This window comes from Luteimonas sp. gir (assembly GCF_037198055.1).
Lineage (GTDB): Bacteria > Pseudomonadota > Gammaproteobacteria > Xanthomonadales > Xanthomonadaceae > Luteimonas > Luteimonas citri_A.
In genome coordinates this window covers 177,620-195,282 of sequence record NZ_JBBAXQ010000003.1, presented here as the reverse complement: position 1 = coordinate 195,282, position 17,663 = coordinate 177,620, and the positions used below count along the sequence as shown (strand labels likewise).

General features: G+C 69.0%; 14 protein-coding genes and 1 pseudogene. 3 read left to right on the top strand and 12 right to left on the bottom strand.

All coding sequences use genetic code 11. The features are described 5' to 3' along the window. Positions 1–22: 22 nt before the first annotated feature. Complete coding sequence (locus tag WAF18_RS07340) at positions 23–3,106, bottom strand: TonB-dependent receptor (RefSeq protein WP_337244519.1); 3,084 nt, start codon at positions 3,104–3,106, stop codon at positions 23–25. Positions 3,107–3,887: 781 nt separating this feature from the next. Here WAF18_RS07340 and WAF18_RS07335 point away from each other — a divergent pair. Further along, entirely contained in the window at positions 3,888–4,400 is a 513-nt protein-coding gene (locus WAF18_RS07335) for a hypothetical protein (RefSeq protein WP_337244518.1), read from the top strand. After that, positions 4,397–5,014 carry a DUF4124 domain-containing protein gene (locus tag WAF18_RS07330; RefSeq protein ID WP_337244517.1) on the top strand — a complete coding sequence of 206 codons (618 nt, stop codon included), beginning with the start codon at positions 4,397–4,399 and terminating at the stop codon, positions 5,012–5,014. The genes WAF18_RS07335 and WAF18_RS07330 overlap by 4 nt, the downstream gene beginning before the upstream one ends. Positions 5,015–5,036: 22 nt before the next feature. Here the strand turns inward: WAF18_RS07330 and WAF18_RS07325 are convergent, their stop codons facing one another. The 7 genes from WAF18_RS07325 to WAF18_RS07295 form a co-directional block, all read right to left on the bottom strand. Continuing rightward, on the bottom strand, positions 5,037–5,813 hold the full coding sequence (locus tag WAF18_RS07325) for an SDR family oxidoreductase (RefSeq protein ID WP_337244581.1): 777 nt from the start codon (positions 5,811–5,813) through the stop codon (positions 5,037–5,039). 436 nt (positions 5,814–6,249) lie between these two features. Further along, on the bottom strand, positions 6,250–7,362 hold the full coding sequence (locus WAF18_RS07320) for a GDSL-type esterase/lipase family protein (protein WP_337244516.1): 1,113 nt from the start codon (positions 7,360–7,362) through the stop codon (positions 6,250–6,252). An 85-nt stretch (positions 7,363–7,447) separates the two neighbouring features. Then, on the bottom strand, positions 7,448–8,086 hold the full coding sequence (locus WAF18_RS07315; RefSeq protein WP_337244515.1) for an RpiB/LacA/LacB family sugar-phosphate isomerase: 639 nt from the start codon (positions 8,084–8,086) through the stop codon (positions 7,448–7,450). Positions 8,087–8,162: 76 nt separating this feature from the next. Continuing rightward, complete coding sequence (kduD, locus tag WAF18_RS07310) at positions 8,163–8,918, bottom strand: 2-dehydro-3-deoxy-D-gluconate 5-dehydrogenase KduD (protein ID WP_337244514.1); 756 nt, start codon at positions 8,916–8,918, stop codon at positions 8,163–8,165. Positions 8,919–8,975: 57 nt separating this feature from the next. Beyond that, positions 8,976–9,824: a 5-dehydro-4-deoxy-D-glucuronate isomerase gene (gene kduI / locus WAF18_RS07305; RefSeq protein WP_337244513.1), complete on the bottom strand. Its 849-nt coding sequence runs from the start codon at positions 9,822–9,824 to the stop codon at positions 8,976–8,978. A gap of 218 nt (positions 9,825–10,042) precedes the next feature. Continuing rightward, positions 10,043–11,089, bottom strand: coding sequence for a LacI family DNA-binding transcriptional regulator (locus tag WAF18_RS07300; RefSeq protein WP_183426570.1), 1,047 nt, complete (start codon positions 11,087–11,089; stop codon positions 10,043–10,045). An 84-nt stretch (positions 11,090–11,173) separates the two neighbouring features. Further along, positions 11,174–12,802 (bottom strand): family 43 glycosylhydrolase, encoded by a 1,629-nt coding sequence (locus WAF18_RS07295; RefSeq protein ID WP_337244512.1) that lies wholly within the window; start codon positions 12,800–12,802, stop codon positions 11,174–11,176. Positions 12,803–12,967: 165 nt separating this feature from the next. Here WAF18_RS07295 and WAF18_RS07290 point away from each other — a divergent pair. Continuing rightward, positions 12,968–13,816 (top strand): annotated as a pseudogene (locus tag WAF18_RS07290) (methylglyoxal synthase); the annotation flags it as partial. A 93-nt stretch (positions 13,817–13,909) separates the two neighbouring features. On the opposite strand, the gene WAF18_RS07285 reads toward WAF18_RS07290, so the two are convergent. From WAF18_RS07285 to WAF18_RS07270, 4 genes are read right to left on the bottom strand one after another with little or no spacing between them, the layout of a single operon-like run. Continuing rightward, positions 13,910–15,196, bottom strand: coding sequence for a TRAP transporter large permease (locus WAF18_RS07285; RefSeq protein ID WP_337244511.1), 1,287 nt, complete (start codon positions 15,194–15,196; stop codon positions 13,910–13,912). A gap of 1 nt (position 15,197) precedes the next feature. Then, on the bottom strand, positions 15,198–15,716 hold the full coding sequence (locus WAF18_RS07280; RefSeq protein WP_337244510.1) for a TRAP transporter small permease: 519 nt from the start codon (positions 15,714–15,716) through the stop codon (positions 15,198–15,200). A gap of 17 nt (positions 15,717–15,733) precedes the next feature. Then, positions 15,734–16,726, bottom strand: coding sequence for a TRAP transporter substrate-binding protein (locus WAF18_RS07275; RefSeq protein WP_337244509.1), 993 nt, complete (start codon positions 16,724–16,726; stop codon positions 15,734–15,736). Further along, entirely contained in the window at positions 16,723–17,523 is an 801-nt protein-coding gene (locus tag WAF18_RS07270; RefSeq protein WP_337244580.1) for a 2-keto-4-pentenoate hydratase, read from the bottom strand. Before WAF18_RS07270 ends, WAF18_RS07275 begins: the two co-directional genes overlap by 4 nt. Positions 17,524–17,663 lie beyond the last annotated feature (140 nt).

The following is a 17,663-nucleotide window of genomic DNA, read 5'->3' as shown; positions in this document are numbered from 1 at the left end:
TCCTCATCGATGCAGGGTGGGCTCAGAACTTCAGGCCCACTTCCACCGTCAGCGTGCGCGGGAAGTAGAAGATCCCGCCATTGCGATTCACCGACACGTAGCCAGTATCGAGCTGGCCGTCCTGGCCGAAGTAGTTGTTGACACCGTTCGGGCCGCCGTAGACGTAGCTGTCGTAGTTCTTGAAGTTGAACGCGTTGAGCAGGTTCACGCGCGCAGTCAGCCGCGTGTCGCCACCCAGCACGAACTCCTTGGTCGCCTGCAGATCCACGGTGCGGTAGCTCCAGATGTCGCCGCCGACGAGGAACTTGCCGTTGCCCGGCGGCACGAAGCCGACCAGCTGGCAGGTCGAACCGTCCCAGCCCTCGACGCCGTAGCAGGCCACGGTGTTGATCGGGTTGGCGGTCTCGAGCACCAGCTTGGCGCCGTAGGTCACGCCCCACGGCCCGTCGACCGAGGCCGAGGCGGTGAAGCGATGCTTGGGCTGGTTGCTGGACTTCACGAACGGGAAGTACTGCAGCCGCGCCTTGTCGAAGTAGTCGAACTGGCTGTCGTTGTTGCGGCTGTTCTGGCGCGCCTGGGTGTGGGTGTAGGCGATGTTGGCGCCCCAGCCCGATTCCCGGGTGTATGGCTTGTCGGCCGCCAGCAGGATCTGCGTGCTGCGCTGCTCGACGCCGTTGTCGCCCAGGATCACACCGCCGAAGCCCGGCGGCACGCGGTCGGACGCGCCCCACGGCGGGCTGCCGCCAGGGCTGAAGAACGCCCCATCGGGATAGCGGTTGCCGAGCGTGTAGCCGAAGCCGTCGCGGGCGAGGATGCGCTGCACGGTGACGTCGGTCAGCCACTGGCCGACCTGGTTGCTCATGCCCAGGCTGAACTGGTCGCTGTAGGGCGTCTTGAGCCGGTTGTTGAGCATGAACGCCTCGGCGGCATCGCGCGAGCCGGTGATGCCGGCGAGCACGTCTGCGCCGCCCAGGTAGGCCGGGTCCCAGGCGACACAGCGCGATCCGGTGATCGCCACGCACTCGCCGGTCGTGGGATCGGCGAACTCCAGGCGCACCAGCGAGATCGAGCCCTTGTGGCGCTCGAACGCGAGGTCGCGGAACAGGTTGCGGTCGTAGGACCGGCCGGCACCGCCGTGGATCACGTGGCGCTCGTCGGCGCCCAGGTCGTAGGAGAAGCCGAAGCGCGGTGCCCAGGCGTCCTTGAAGTTTTTGCGGTTGCTGCCGGTGCTGATGTAATCGAGCGGATTGATCGCATCGATGCCGCCGTTGAGCCAGCGGTCGACCCAGCGCTGACTCGTATTCTGCGGATCGGCCGCGTAGAGCGCGTCGACGAAGGCCTTCGGAGTGACGTGGTCGGTGTAGGCCGGCACGTCCTCGTAATCCCAGCGCACGCCGAAGTTCAGCATCAGGTGCGGGTTCACCTGCCAGTCGTCCTGGATGTAGAAGCCGTACTGCTTGGCGGACGTTTCCACGCGCGGGGTCAGGCCCGGGGTCGCGAACGGCGCGATGAACTCCACGCGGTAAGGCTGCGCGGCGACCTGGCCGGTGGCCGGGTCGAACTCCCACGAGAACTGCGGATTGAGCGGCTCGCCGTCGCTCGATTCCAGGTCGATGTCGCGGTAGTTCACGCCGACCTTGACGGTGTGGTCGCCCTTGAACTCGAAGCTGTTGAAGGTCAGGTCGTTCTGCAGCGACCAGCCCTTCTGGCGCTGCGACTGCAGGCTGAAGCCGCTGGCCGGACCGACCTGCAGCAGCGTGGCCTCGGTCAGCGGCTCGCGGCGGTCGATCACGGTGTAGATGGCGCCGTTGCCGAACGAGACCGGGGTCTTGGAGTTCTGCGAGTCCTGGGTGCTGACGATCAACTCGTTGTAGAAGCGCTGGCCGTAGTGCATCCACTTGAGGTTGACGCGCTTGTCTTCGTTGATGCGCGCTTCGCCGTGCTCGGGCGTGCTGACGCCGCCGACGCCGCCGACCACGTCCTCGTCGCGATACTGGCCGCTCAGCTCGAGGCGGTCGTTATCGCCGATGTCCCAGCTGAGCTTGGCGAAGTACAGGTCTTCCTCGAACGGCAGCGTGGTCGCGCCGTAGTAGCTGCGCAGGTTCTGGGGCAGGCGCAGGTAGGCGTCGCCGGAGGCTGCGTCGGGCTGCACCGAACGCGCGTAGATGTTCTCCTTGCCCTCGTAGGCGACGAAGAAGTGCATGCGGTCCTCGATGATCGGACCGCCGAACGCGAAGCCGTACTCCTTGACCTGCGAGTCGTCCTTGTCGGTCTCGTCGGGCCGCTTGGCGCGCATGCGCTCGTTGGTGTAGCGATAGAACATCTCGCCTTCGAACTCGTTGGTGCCCGAGCGCGTGGCGGCGGTGATCGCCGCACCACTGACCTGACCGTACTCGGCCTTGTAGTTGGAGGTGATAACCTTGTACTCGCCGATCGCCAACTGCGGGAACGGGTTGCCGGGGCTCTCGTTCTGGCCGGCAATGCCACCCTGCTGCACGTAGCTCTTCTGGCTGACGCCGTCGATGTAGAGGTTGGACGAGCTGGTGTTGGTCGCGCCGGCGCGCAGCGTGGCGCGGCCCTGGGCGTCGATCTTGAACTGCATGCCCGGCACGGTGTCGGCGAACTCAAGGAAGTTGCGCGTGGCCTGCGGCAGCTGCTGGATCTGGCGCAGCGAGATCGTGTTGCCGACCTCGGACGTGCGCACGTCGCGCAGCAGCGGGGCGGTCACGGTGACGCCGTTGATGTCGGTGACCGGGCCGTCGGCCGGCGCGCTTTCGGCGGCCGCCCCCTGGATATCGAGCGTTGCGGTCGAGGCCACCGACAGCGTCACCGTCTGCGGCTGGCCACCGGCGTCGACGCGATAGGTACCCGGCGGCAGGCCGACCAGCGTATAGGCGCCGCCGGCGTTGGTCTGTACACGGCGCACCGCACCGGTGGCGACGTTGGTCGCGGTCACCGTGGTGCCGGCTTCGGCCGAACGCACCTGGCCACGCAGCGTGGCGCTGGTGGATTGCGCGAAGGCGGGCGCGGCGAACGCCAGACAGGCAGCCAGCGCACAGGCCAGCAGAGCGGGTTGGGGCACACGGGGCGAACGGGTTGCGTTCATGACATCCCCTCCAGGGGGCTTTTTGATGAGTGGAAAAAGCTCGGGACAACGTGGAACGGCACCGCACAACAGCGCATCCATACGCGGGCATGCGCCGATCCAGGAACGGCACATGCCGGAACACGAACAGCCGGACCATCGGCGGGCCGGCGGCCGACGCGCCACGCGTGCTGCGCCTGCCAGCGCGCGTGGCGGACCTGTACCTGCCGCGTGCCAGACGCCAAGAACATCGCGGGACAGAGCGCGATGCATCGCTGCAGTCGCTCCAGGCCGGACCGGTCTCCACCGATCGCACAGGCCGTGGCGCGCTGGGGCGCGTCGCGACGAACGCCGGGGACCGTGGCATCGCCCGCCCGGCTTTGCGCAGAGCGAATGGAGGTCACGATCCGGCGCGCATCGTAATCCTGCCGTCGAACCGCGTCCATGGGCCGGCAGCGCCGCGAATCACGCCCCGGCCCCGGCCTGCGACCCGCTGTCGCGGCGGCCGTGACGTCCGCCTGTCCGCTTCCCGATGCCGCAGGTCGCCAAGGGCCAGCATCGGGCGGCCCCCCGATGCCGTCGGGGCGCCCGCCCAACGGTTTCGCCCGGGCCTCTGTCGTCGCATCATGGCGGCATGCGCCGCGTTCCGAGCCTCCTCGTCCTGACCGCATGCCTGACCGCCGCCTGCCCCCCGGCGGCGGCCCGCGACGACGTCGTCGTATACCGGTGCACGGATGCGCGCGGACAGATCACGCTGCGCGACTCGCCGTGCGCCGACGGCCATCGCCAGGAGGTCCGCACAATGATCCGCCCGGTCGATGCCGCACCCGCGCCGCGACCGTCGCGGCCGGCGCCTTCGGCCGAACCGGCCGCCGCCCCGGCGGCGCCGCAGATCGTCGTCGTCCGCCCAGCGCAACCGATGTACCGCTGTGTACGTCCAGACGGCAGTACGTACACCAGCGATTCGTCCGCAGGCAATCCGCGGTGGGTGCCGCTGTGGACACTGGGATACGGGCCGCCGCTGCGCGGTCCCTCGACCCGGATCGGTGTCGAGGCCGGCCAAGGCGGCGGCCGAGTGGACGTGGACATCGACGCGGGCACACGGCGCGGGTGGCGCGGTGGCACCGGCGGGGCCGGCACCTGGGTCCGCGACGACTGCAGCCCGCTGCCGCAGGCCGAGGTCTGCAGCCTGCTGGCCGAGCGCCGCGAAGAGATTCGGCGCCGGTTCTTCAACGCCCAGCCCAGTGAACGCGCGCGCCTGCGCGGCGAGGAGACCACGATCAACGCCCGCCTCGGACAGGACTGCGGCCGATGACGCGCGGCCTGCGCGCGGCCGTGGCGCTCCTGCTGTGGGCCGTGGCCGCCGGCACGGCCGCCGCCGACACCGTCATCTACCGCTGCACCGATGCCGATGGCGCGGTGACATTCCAGAACGGCCGCCCCTGCGCGCCTGGGCAACAGCAACAGCGGCGCGTGGTCGAGATCGCGGCGCCCCTGCCCGCCTATGTCCCGCCCGCACGCCCGGCACCGGCAGCGACACCCGCATCGACGCCGCGCACGCCCCCGGACGTCGCCGCCGAGCCGCCGGCCCTGCGCGCCCCGCCACCAGCGCTGTACGCCTGTCGCAGCTACGACGGCACCATCGACTGGCGCGAGGACGCCACCCCACCCACGCGCTGCCGGCCGATGCAGACCGTCGGCATCGGCGGGTTGCCTGGCCTCGGTGCCGGCCAGGCCTGCGAGCGGGTCGAGGACAGCTGCGAGGCGGTCGCCACCGATGCGCTGTGCGCGGCCTGGGAGGCCCGGCTGCACGAAGCGGAGTTCCGCTGGCGCTACGCCGACAGCGCGAACAGCCCGGCGCTGCGGCAAGCCTACGAGCGGATGCGTGCGACCTGGGACGGAAGCACGTGCGTGGCGGACGCGCCCTGATGCGAGCGGGTCGCCTCCGCCCTCAGAACCCGTAGCGCAGGAACCCACCGTCGACGGCGATGCATTCGCCGGTGATGTAGCCCGCCGCCGGCAGGCACAGAAAGGCGACCGCCGCCGCCACTTCCTCCGGCTCGCCGATGCGCCCCATCGGCGTACGCAGCAGTACTTCGTCGAGATAGTCGGGATCGGCCAGCGGTCCAGAGGTCCGCCGGGTGCGGATGTACCAGGGCGCCACCGCATTGACGCGCACCCCGTCCTCGGCCCATTCGGCCGCGAGGTTGCGTGTCATCTGATGCAGCGCGGCCTTGCTCATGCCGTAGACCGCGCCGGTGCGCACGTGGGTGATGCCCGACACGCTGCCGACGTTGACGACGCTGGAACTGGCATGGCGGGTGAGCAGCGGATGCGCCAGGCGGGTGAGCTCGAATGCACTGAACACGTTGATCTCGAAGATCTCGCGCCACTCGTCCTCGCCGTACTCGGTCGCCGCGCGCGGCAGGTTGCCGCCGGCGTTGTTGACCAGGATGTTCAGGCCTTCGCCCTGGTCCTCGACCCAGTCGAGGATCTCGCCGCGCTGCTCCTCGTCGACGACATCGGCGATCAGCGCGCGGATATCGGCCTGCGGGAGTTCCTCCAGCAATTCCTCTCGCGCAGCCTCGAGCGTGTCGCCGTTGCGGCCCACGATCAGCACCGTGGCACCAAATCCGGCGAGTTCGCGGGTGATCGCCCGTCCGATGCCGGCGCTGCCGCCAGTCACCAGGGCAAGTTGGCCGTCCAGGCGCCAGCGCTGCGGATCCATCGACATGTCCTCGATTCGACTGCGCGTAGGATACCGTCGAGCCTGCCATCGGCGAGAGCGCCGCGGTGCCGATACGTGCGGGGAAGCGCCCCCATCCCAACCTTCCCCCGTGCTACGGGGGAAGGGGCTAAAGCCAGGACGCCGCAGTGGAGTCACCTCCCCCGCCTGCGGGGGAGGTCGACACGCAGCAATGCGTGTCGGGTGGGGGCTTGGGCCTGCCGCGGAAAAGCGCCCCCATCCCAGCCTTCCCCCGTGCTACGGGGGAAGGAGCGGCGCGGCGCGGCAACGCAGTGTGTCGCTATCTCACCTCACCCGCACGCGGGGAGGAAGGGCAAAAGCCAGGACGCCGCGGTGGAGTCACCTCCCCCGCCTGCGGGGGAGGTCGACACGCAGCAATGCGTGTCGGGTGGGGGCTTGGGCCTGCCGCAGTGTTCGCTCAGCGTCGCACCGGCCGGTAGACGATGAAGATCACCAGGTCCTCGTCGCCGACCTGGTCGAGCGCATGGCGGTCGCCGTCGCGGGTCAGGATCGCATCGCCCGGGCCGACCTCGCGCACCGTGTCGCCGAGCAGCAATCGCCCGCGCCCGGACAGCACGTAGTAGATCTCGTCCTTGTCGTTGACATGGTCGCCGATGGTCGCGCCCGGATGCAGGGCGCGCTTGCGAAACACGAGGTCCAGGCCGGTGGCATCACTGAAGAACGGATAGGCCGTGGTCGTGCCGGCACCTTCGTGCGGCCCAGGCTGTTCGATCGCGATGTCGCGCTCCTGCACGACGACCGACGGCGACACCGAAGCGGGCGGCGGTGCCGGCAATGCGTTGCAGTCGGCCGCGCTGACAGGCTTGACCGGTGCATCGGCATCGAGGCCGCGCCAGCCCGCTGCGACCAGACAGGCGACCGCATCGGCACCGGCCTCGCTGAAATGGGTGCCGTCGGCCTTGCCCTGCGCCGGCACGTGCATGAAGTAGGGCTTGGCGCCGTCTTCGCCATGCGCACGGATCCAGTCGCTGGACGCGGCATTGAGATCGATCAGCGCCACGTTCTCGCGGGTCGCCAGGACCTGCATCGCCAGCGTGTAGCGGCCATGCGTGTCGATGAGCGAACGGAAGTCGTAGAGCAGCCGCGCGACCGGCGTGATGAGGATGGGCGTGGCGCCCTGCTCGCGCGCCACGTCGATATAGCGCTGGAGCAAGCGCGGGTAGTCGGTCGCGGGATCGGCGTAGCGCGTCGGATCCTCGCGCTTGGCATCGTTGTGGCCGAACTGGATCAACAACACATCGCCGGCATCGATCTCGCTGGCGATCGCGTCCAGCCGACCTTCGTCGATGAAGCTGCGGGTGCTGCGCCCGCCCATCGCATGGTTGCGCACTTCCCAGCCGCCGGCGATCCAGCGCGGCAGCGCCTGGCCCCAGCCAGCCTGCGGCGCCCGCTCGGGGCCGTAGCTCGCCGCGGTCGAATCGCCAGCAATGAAGATGCGATGCGGTGCGGGCGATGCGGCAAACGCGGTGCCCACGACCCCCAGGCACAGCAGCGACAGCAGACGTTTCATCGTGGCGACGCTCCGCATGGCATTTCGGATCGACCCGCAGGCCGCCGCACTCTGGCGGCGGCCTGCGTCGTACAGCGACGGGGGATTACCGGCCCAGCACGCCCTTGACGTAGGCGACGATCGCCTCGTCCTGCGCGTTGTCAAAGAACGCCTTCTGGAAGCGCACGCCGCCCACGGCCTGCTTGACCAGGTCCTGGTCGATCGCCTTCAGGCCCTCGACGAAGTCCTTCGACGCACCCTGCTTGACCTGCGCCAGGATGCCGGCGTTGGTCATCTGCGATTCCTTGCGCTCGGCCGGGTAGCCCTGGCCGCGCTCGCCGGCGAAGGCCTTCTCGAAGATGTAGCGGATGTTGATCTCCGCGCCCCAGCCGTAGCCCTTGGCGAACGGCAGCGCCAGCGCGTTGCCATTGTTGACCTGCGCGAACAGGAAGGCGTCGGTCGGCTCGATGCAGTAGCCGCAGTAGACCCCCGGCCAAGCGTTGAGCGACATCATCGCGCCCTGACCGGTGCCGCAGCCGGCGACGACGAAGTCGACCGCCTTGGCATTGAGCAGCAGCGCGGCGCAGATCCCTAAGTGGATGTAGGTCAGGCGGTGGTCGTTGTCGCCGTCCATGCCGACGTTGAAGACGGTGTGTCCCTGTTCGCCGGCCACCGTCGTCAGTTGTTCCAGCACGACCGGGTTCTTCGCGGCCTGGCTGAATTCCTGCATCAATGCGATTTTCATTGCGCGTCTCTCTTGCGTGTTCGAAGGGGAACGCGGGCCGCCCGGGCGGCGACCCGCGAAAAGAAAGCGAAGCGGATCAGCGCGCCAGCCAGCCGCCGTCGACCGGGATCACCGCGCCGTTGACGTAGTCCGAGGCGCGGCTGGCCAGGAACACCGCCGCCCCGCCCAGATCCGAGGGCTCGCCCCAGCGGCCGGCGGGAATGCGCTCGAGAATGGCCTGGTTGCGGGCCTGGTCGGCGCGCAACTGCGCGGTGTTGTCGGTCGCCATGTAGCCGGGCGCGATGGCGTTGACGTTGATGTGCTTGCCGGCCCACTCGTTGGCCAACAGGCGCGTGATGCCGGCAATGCCGGACTTGCTGGCGGTGTAGGACGGCACCCGGATGCCGCCCTGGAACGACAACATCGAGGCGATGTTGATGATCTTGCCGCCGCCGTTGGCGATGAAGTGGCGGCCGACGGCCTGCGACAGGAAGAACGCCGACTTGATGTTGACGTTCATCACGTCGTCCCAGTCCTGCTCGCTGAAGTCGACCGCGTCGGCGCGGCGGATCAGTCCGGCGTTGTTGACCAGTACATCGAGGCGGCCCAGGCCGTCGAGCGTTTCGCGCAGGATGCGATCGACCGGCTCGATGCTGATCAGGTTCGCCTCGATGGCGACGAAGCGCCGGCCCAGCGCCTCGACCTTGGCCTGCGTCTCGCTCGGCGGCTGGATGCCGGCGGCGGCGATGTCGGCGCCGGCCTGCGCGAGCGCCAGTGCGATGCCCTGCCCCAGACCGGTGTTGGCGCCGGTGACCAGCGCGACCTTGCCTTCGAGGCTGAACGGATTCGTCATGGTGGAACTCTCCTGTGGAGCGATGGCGAAAATGCCGCGCATGGCGCGGCGGGAACGTCACTTGAGCTGGCAGATGTCGAGCACGTGCATATCGGTGTAGTCGAGGTTCTCGCCGCCCATGGCCCAGATGAAGCAATAGTTCGAGGTCCCGGCGCCCATGTGGATCGACCACGGCGGCGACACCACGGCCTCGCTGTCCGCCACCACGAGGTGGCGCTGCGCGTGCGGCTCGCCCATGAAGTGATAGACGCGATCGTCGGTGCCCAGATCGAAGTAGAAATAGACCTCGCTGCGCCGGTCGTGCAGGTGCGGCGGCATCGTGTTCCAGACGCTGCCCGGCTTGAGGATCGTCAGGCCCAGCAGCAACTGCGAGGAGGCGCACGTGGCGGGCACGATGTACTGGTAAATCGTGCGCTCGTTGCTGGTCGCAAGCGCTCCGCGCTCGAGCGGCACCGCCTCGGCGATCGAGATCTTCTTGGTCTCGAAACGCGCGTGTGCCGGCGTGGACGCCAGATAGAACTTCGCCGGCACGGCCGCATCGTCCGACGCGAACACCACCTCGGCGCTGCCCATCGGTACGTACAGGCCGTCCTTGGGTGCGAGCGCGTACGCGGTGCCGTCGACGGTCACGGTGCCCGGTCCGGCACCGACGTTGACCACGCCGAGCTCGCGCCGCTCCAGGAACGGCCGCCCCGCCGCGGATGCGGGCGCGGTCTGCACGGGCAGCGACAGCGGGCCGGAGATCGGCGACGCACCGCCGATGACGAAACGCTCGTAGTGCGTGTAGCTCAGGCGGATCGCATCGTCGGCGAACAGAGCGTCGAGCAGGTACAGATCGCGCAGCGCGTCGTTGTCGATGCCTTGCATCACGCCCGGATGGGTCGCGTGGTAGGTCTTCTGGTACATGGCGGCTCCGAGCGGCGGAACGTCGGGAACAGGCATTCTAGGCCTTTCGGTAACCGGTGTCATACCGCGGCGCGGCAAACGGGCCGGTCTGTGTTGCGGCGTGGTCGACGCGGCTGGACGACCTCAGCATGCAGTGTGCGGCAGGCGCGCGATCACGCCACGCGCGGTGGGTGGCCGCGCGCGCGGCGTCGCGGCCCTGCCGGGATCGGCCGGCGCCCTCAGTCCGGCGGCTGGCAGGAGTCGCGGACCACCAGATGCGGCCGGACGCTCGCCAACGGGCGTGGTGCGCCCTCGGGCTGGAGGAGCATCGCGGCCGAGATCCGGCCGGTGTCGCGGGTGTCGCGGCGGACCGAGGTCAGCGGTGGCCACAGCCGGGAGGCCAGCGGGCTGTCGTCGTAGCCGACCACCGACAGTTGCCGGGGAATGCTGATGCCTGCGCGCATCGCCACGCGGTAGACGCCGGCGGCCATCTCGTCGTTGCCGCAGAAGATCGCCGTCGGCCGCTTCTTCGCGCCGAGCAGCTTCTCGGCTGCGGCCACGCCCGATTCGAAGGTATAGCCGGCCTCGACGATCCGCGATTTGGGCATCGCCACGCCGCGCCGCTCAAGCGCGGACACAAAGCCGGTCGAACGCTCGATCGAGGAGCGGTAGTCGCGGGGCCCTGTGATCATCGCGATGTCGCGATGCCCCAGCGACTGCAGGTAATCGGCGACCTCGGCCGCGCCGTCATGGTCGTGGGTCACGACCATGCGCTCGGGCGTGTCCATCGACACCGCAGCGATGCGCACGTAGCGGCAGCCGGTCTCGGCCAGCATGTCGGCCAGTGCCTGGTCCTCGGACACGCGCGGCACCAGCATCACCCCGTGCAGCTTCTGCTGCTGCACGAACCGGCGCACGCCGTCGATGTAGTTCGGACTGCGGCTGTCGCAGGGATGGACGACCAGTTCGTAGCCCGAGTCGCGCAGCGTGTCGAGCGCGCCGTACTGCATGTTGACGATGAACTGCGCGGTCGGATTGTCGTAGACCATGCCGATCAGGAACGAGCGACGGAACGCCAGACCGCGCGCCAGTGGGTCGGGCACATAGCCGACCTCGCGCATCAGCGCCTCGACCTTCTCGCGCGTGTCCTGCCGCACCAACGGCGAGTGGTTGATGATGCGCGAAACGGTCTTCTTCGAGACCCCCGCCAGGCGGGCGATGTCGTTGATCGTGGCCGCGCGCGGCATCGTACCGCCGCCCCGGATCGTCTTGTTCTCTGTGGGCATCCGTGGTCCCCCAGGGGCCGGTTGTCGTGCGGTTTCCATTCTAGCGACAGTTGTGCGCCCCCGCCCTCCACGCCCCGGCCATGTTCAGTCCAGGGCCCGGAAGCGGAAGTCGCGGAAATGGACCTTGCCCTCGCCGGCGGCATAGAGCGCAGGCTTGAGCGCCAGGAAGCCGCCAGCGACATTGTGGTGGTAGCCCGAGACCTCCATCTGCACCGGGTACTTCTCCCAGCTGCGGCCGTCGGCGCTGGTGTGGATGGTGACGATGTGGCGGTCGTTGGTCACCCGCAGCCACAACCGGCCGCCCTGGCCCGCCGGCAGCCCGCCGCTGGGACGCTCCAGCCCGTAGCGGTGCATGACCATGCGCTCGCCGTTGCTGCCGACGCCCACATACAACCGGTCGCTGTAGAACAGCAGCGCGCCGCCGATCGCGCCGGGCTCGATCTCCATCTCGACCTCGAACTGGTAGGCCTTGTCGCCGGCGATCACCGTCAGCGGCGACGCATCGCGCGGGGTGCGGCCCTTGCCCTGCAGGGTCAACGTGCCGTCGCCGAAGGCCAGCCGCGCATACTCGTCGGGCGCTGGATCGAAGAACGCCCACTGGTGGCCCAGGCGGCCGCTGCGGAAATCGTCCGACAGCGCCATGCCGTGCGCGCCGACCGCGCTGCCGGCCGGCTTGGCCAAGGGTTGGCCGAGGTCGCCGCCGCGGGCCACAAACCAGCCATCGTCGGTCCATTCGATCGGCTCAAGCAACGCCTGCCGGCCAAGCGTCCAGTAGCCGTTCTCGTAACCGTGGTAGATCATCCACCACCGATCATCGGTGCCCTCGATCACCGTCGCATGGCCACGCGACCACCATGGCTCGCTGCGATCGACCGTGCGCACGATCGGGTTGTAGGGCGAGTTCTCCCATGGCCCGTGGATCGAGCGCGCGCGTGCGGTGATCACCATATGCCCGGTCGGCGGGCCAGCGGTGCCGCCGACCGCGGTGGTCATGTAGTACCAGTCGCCGCGCTTGTGGATCTTCGGGCCTTCCTGCGCATAGGCCTCGACGTCCCAGTCCTGCGGGTACTGCCAGCCGTCGTAGACATGCCGGGGCTCGCCGACGACCGACAGGCCGTCGTCGGACAACTGCACGTAGTCGCCGCCGCTCAGGAACAGGTAGCGCTTGCCGTCCTCGCCGACCGCATGACACGGATCGATGTAGCGACTCAGGCCGATCTCGACCGGCTCGCTCCACGGCCCGCGGATGTCGTCGGCCCAGACTACGTAGTTGCTGCGTTCCGCGCCCTCGGTGCCACCGGAGCGGGCCGGGAAATAGATGTAGTAACGCCCATCGTGCTTGACGATGTCCGGCGCCCAGATCGAGCCGACATTCTTCGTGATCGCATGCCCCAGCGGCTGCCAGTTCACCAGATCGCGCGAATGCCAGAGCGGCAGGCCGGGATAGGCGTCGAACGAAGACAGCGTGAGGTAGTAGTCCTCGCCGTCTTTGAGCACCGAAGGATCGGGCCGGTCGCCGGCGAACACCGGATTGAGAAATGTTCCGTCGCCGAGGTCGGCCTTGCGCTGGTGTTCGATGCCGCGCGCCCAGCCCTGGCTGGCAGGCGCGGTGGACGGCGTAGGCGAATCGGGCGGCGCGGCGGCAGCGCTGGCGGCGAACAACAGCCCGGCGACGCAGACACCGAAAAGCCGCGGGGAACGGCGCGGATACATGCGCATCTCCTTGGGGAACAGGACGAGGCGCCAGCACGCTGCAAGGCGATGACACCGATGGTCACCCGACCGTAGCAGAGCGCGTGCCGATACGCATTCCGCAATGCGGCAGACAGCGTGGCGCGTGCTAGCGTGCACACCTTCGCCGCTGCCACTGTGCTTTCGATGCGACTCGGACTTGCCGCCAACCGACGCCACCATGCCGACCGCGAGGCCGCCCTGTTCCGCTGGCTCAAGGCCAGTGGCGCGGGCATCCGCGAACTGGATATCGCGCTGCATGTCGTCGGCCGCACCTTCGACGCGATCACCCGCCACGGCGCGCTCGACGGCCATACCCGGATGCAGCGTTACCCCTACGGCCGCGAGGGCGGTCTGATGAAGCTGGTCGCCGAAGTCGTCGGGCTGGGCGACGGCCGCACGCTCGACGGTGTGGTCTACCTGATCGACCCGGTGGACCCCTCGTCGATCTTCCCCGAGGCGGTCGCGCTCAAGCGCCAGTGCGTGATCCAGGGCAAGCCCTTCCTGTCGACGGTGGCCTCGGCACGCGACTGGATCGAGTGCGAACGCCTGCACGCCGGCCTGCCGCCCGATCCCGGCGCCGACGACCTGCATGCCTTCGAGACCCAGACCGTCGCACTGATCGCCCACGACGCGATGAAGCCGCAGATGCTCGACTTCGCCGACCGCCATTTCGAACTGCTGTCGCGCTTTCGCACCCGCGTGGCCACCGGCACCACCGGCCAACGCCTCAACGAACTGGCCTGGCGCCGCGGCTGGCCGGTCGGCGAGGCCTGGGCGCAGCGCTTCAACAGCGGCCCGCTCGGCGGCGACGCACAGATCGCCGATCTGGTGCTCGACCGCCAGTGCCGGCGCGCGATCTTCTTCGAGGACCCGCACGTCGCCCGTCAGCACGAGGCCGACATCCAGTTGCTCGAACGCGCGGTGACCACCGTCACCGACGACGTCGCCTGCCTGACCTCGCCCCAGGTCGCCGAGCGCTGGGCCCAGGCCGCCGAAAAACGCGCCCCCCCGTTAAAACCGGGGTCAGAGTCGAATTTCTCCCGTCCACCAACAACGGCGCGCAATGCCGGGGCGCCGCGACGGCCTTTAGCCGGCGCGCAGCACCGCCGGTAGCCACAGCGACAGGCTCGGGAACAGGGTCACGATCAGCAGCACGCCCAGGCCCGCGAACCAGAACGGCCAGATCGTGCGCATGCTCTGCCCGACGGTGATCTTGCCGATCGCCGTCCCGATGAACAGCACCGAGCCGACCGGCGGCGTGACCAGGCCCAGGCCGCCAGTGAGCACCAGCACCAGTCCGAAGTGGATCGGGTCGATGCCGTAGGCACGCGCCACCGGTAGGAAGATCGGGGTACAGATCAGGATCAGCGGGGCCAGGTCCATGAATGTGCCGAGCAGCAGCAGCATCAGCACGATCATCAGCAGCACCGCCAGCTTGCTGTGCGCGAACGACTGCAGGAATTCCACCGCGGCGCTGGGCACCTGGAGATAGGCCAGCAGCCAGCCGAACACCGAAGCGGTCGCGATCACGAACAGGATCACGCCAGTGCTGCGCGCGGCATGGGTGATCGTTTCGACGAACTCGCGCACACGCAATTGGCGATACAGCACGATCGTCACCAGCAACGCGTAGACCACCGCGATCGCCGCACTCTCGACCGCGGTGAAGATGCCGGCGCGAATGCCGACGAAGATCAGCGCGACCAGGCCCAGGCCCGGCAGCGCCGAGACCGTGCGCAGCAGCACCGCGCGCCAGCCGGGGAAGATCTCCACGCCGTAGCCACGGCGGCGCGCGACCAGATAGCCGGTGATCATCAGCGCCAGCGTCATCAGCAGCGCCGGCACGATGCCGGCGGCGAACAGATCGGCGATCGACAGCCCGCCGCCCGCGGCGGCCGAGAACAGGATCAGGTTGTGCGAGGGCGGCACCAGCAACGCGACCAGCGCGGCGGTGATGCTGACGTTGACCGCGAAATCGCGATCGTAGCCGCGCTTGACCATCTGCGGGATCATCGTGCCGCCCACTGCCGAGACGTCGGCGATCGCCGAGCCCGACACGCCGCCGAAGAACAGCGACGACAGGATCGACACCTGGCCCAGGCCGCCGCGCATGCGTCCCACCAGCGACGAAGCCAGGGCGATCAAGCGCTCGGAGATGCCGCCACGCATCATGATTTCGCCGGCGAAGATGAACAACGGAATGGCGATCAGCGAGGCCGAGCCGGTGCCGGCCGAGATCTGCTGCACGAGCACGATCGACGGCAGGTCCAGATACAGCAGTGTCGCCAGCGCAGCGGCCGCCAGTGCGAACGCGACCGGGACGCCGAGCACCAGCAGCGCGGCGAAGACGATGAACAGGATCGCGATCGCCATGTCAGCGGACCTCCTCTTCGACGCGCGGACGCAGCGCCAATGCGAAACGGTTGAATGCGAAGACCACCATCAGCGCGCCGCCGATCGACAGCGGCAGGTAGTTGATGCTCTGCGGCATCGCCGCCCCCGCAGCCTTGATATGCAGCCCGTCGAGCAGCAACAACGCGCCCCACCAGGCGATGACCGCGCCGATCGCGGCGATCACCAGCGGCACCAGCAGATCGATCCCGCGCCGGACCGCCGGGCGTACGTGGTCGTGCAGCAGGTAGAAGCCGAAGTGCCGGTTGGTGTGCACGCCGGCGGCCGCGCCCAGGCTCATCGCCGTGCTCAGCAGCAGCAGCGTGACCGGCTCGGTCCAACTGGGCGAATCGTTGATCACATAGCGGGCGAACACCTGCCAGCCCTGCACGACGACCAGCCCGAACAGGGCCGTGGCGGCGATGGCGATGGCGAGATGGGCGATCCGCTCGAGCAGGCGCCCGGCGGCGCCCAGCGGCGGGAGAGTCGAGGCTTCGGACATCGCGGGGTCCCCGTGTGTCAGGCGAAGTCGCGGATGCGACGGTAGAGGGTCTGGAGTTCGGGCTGGCGCAGGTAGCGCTCGCGCAACGGTGCAGCTGCCGCACGGAACGCGTCCATGTCGACCTCGTTGAACGCGATCCCGTAATCGCGCACGGCCTGGCGCGCCGCTTCCTCCGACGCGTCCCACAGCCGGCGCATCACCGGCACCGAGGCGCGCGCGGTGTCGATCAGCAGGTCACGATCGGCCGGCGCCAGCGCGTCGAGCGAGCGGCGCGAGATCAGCAGGATGTCCGGCGCGTAGGAGTGCTCGCTCTGCGACCAGAACCGCGCCGCCTCGAAATGGCGACTGGAATGGAAGCTGCGCATGTTGTTCTCGGCGCCGTCGATCATGTGCGTCTCCATGCCCGAGAACGTGTCGCCGAGCGACATCGGCGTGGGATTGGCGCCGAGCAGCCGCATCAGGTCGATGAACATGTCCGACGAGGCCACGCGCAGCTTCAGGCCATGGAGATCGGCGGGTGTGCGGATCGCGTGCCGCGTGTTGTAAAAGCAGCGTGCGCCGCTGTCGTAGACCGCCAGCCCGACCAGGTCGCGACTGCCGAAGCCGTCGAGCACGGTCTGTGCGATGCCGCCGTCGAGCGCATGACGCAGATGCGCGACGGAGTCGAATGCATACGGCAGGCACAGCGCAGTGGTCAGCGGGAAAGCGTTGTTGAGCGCGCCGGCGTAGACGCGGGTCATGTCGATCGCGCCGAAGCGGGCCATGTCGATCGCTTCGGCCTCGCGGCCCAGCTGACCGGAGTGGTACTGGCGCAGACGCACCCGACCGCCGGTCTCGCGCTCGAGTGTCTCGCCGATCCACTTCACCGCCTCGACGGTCGGATAACCGGCGACGTGCACGTCGGTGGCGGTCAGTACGGTCGCGCCGTCGTCGGCATGCAAGGCCGCGGGCAGCAACGGCGCGGCGCACACTGCACCGAGCCCGGCCAGAAAGCGCCGACGCGAGGTCATGCGACCGTCCCCGGCGCCTGGGGCGCGGCGGCCTCGACATCGACGGTGATCGTGCCGTGGCCGTCGAAGATCACCTCGGCGCGCTGGCCGGGCGCGATCTCGTGGATACCGGTGGCATTGCCGGTCGCGATCAACTCGCCGCGGCGCAGCGGACGGCCGCGTCGCGCCGAGCGCGCCAGTGCGAACGCGAAGGCCGCGCGCAGACCGCCAGGCAGCGTGGTCGCACCGCCGCTGCCCACGACTACGCCATCGATGCGGCTCTCGACCCGCAGGCGCGCCTCGTCCACGCCGGTCCAATCGGCGATCTCGTCGCCGACGACCAGGCCGTTGTTGTTGCCGAAATCGGAGATCACCACGCGCGGGCCGAGCACGTTGATCGTCGCCAGCGGGCTGCTCGCGACCTCCAGCCCGATGAACAGCGTGGCCGGGTGCGCGGCCGCCTCGTCGGGGCTCCAGTCGAGCTTGTCGGAAGGCGCGTCGGCATCGAGGCGCAGCACGTACTCGGCCTCGATCGCGCCGAAGCCCCCGGCGAACACCGCGATGCGCGTGGCCTGCCCCGCCTGCTGCAGGTTGCGCCGGAAGATCGGGCCGAGCAGGCGGTCGTCGCCGGAGACATCGCGCCGCTCGGCGGCGATGTAGCCGACCTTCCAGCCGACCACCGCATCCGGCCAGGCCGCGATCGCGGCGTCCTGCACGGCATAGGCGTCGACCAGCGTCTCGGGAATGGCCCCTGGGAAGTCGGGAAGCGCAGCGCCGTTGCGGCGCGCGTGCCCGAAGGCGTCGACGATGCCCTGGATCGGGTCCGCAGGATCGTCCTGCGCGGTCGGATGCGCGGTGCCGTTGTTCAAACTCGATCTCCTGACCTGGTCGTTGCTGCGCCGCAGATCGCGGCCGCTGGGGATGTCTTGTATGGTAAACCGGTGTCATCTTCAATGTG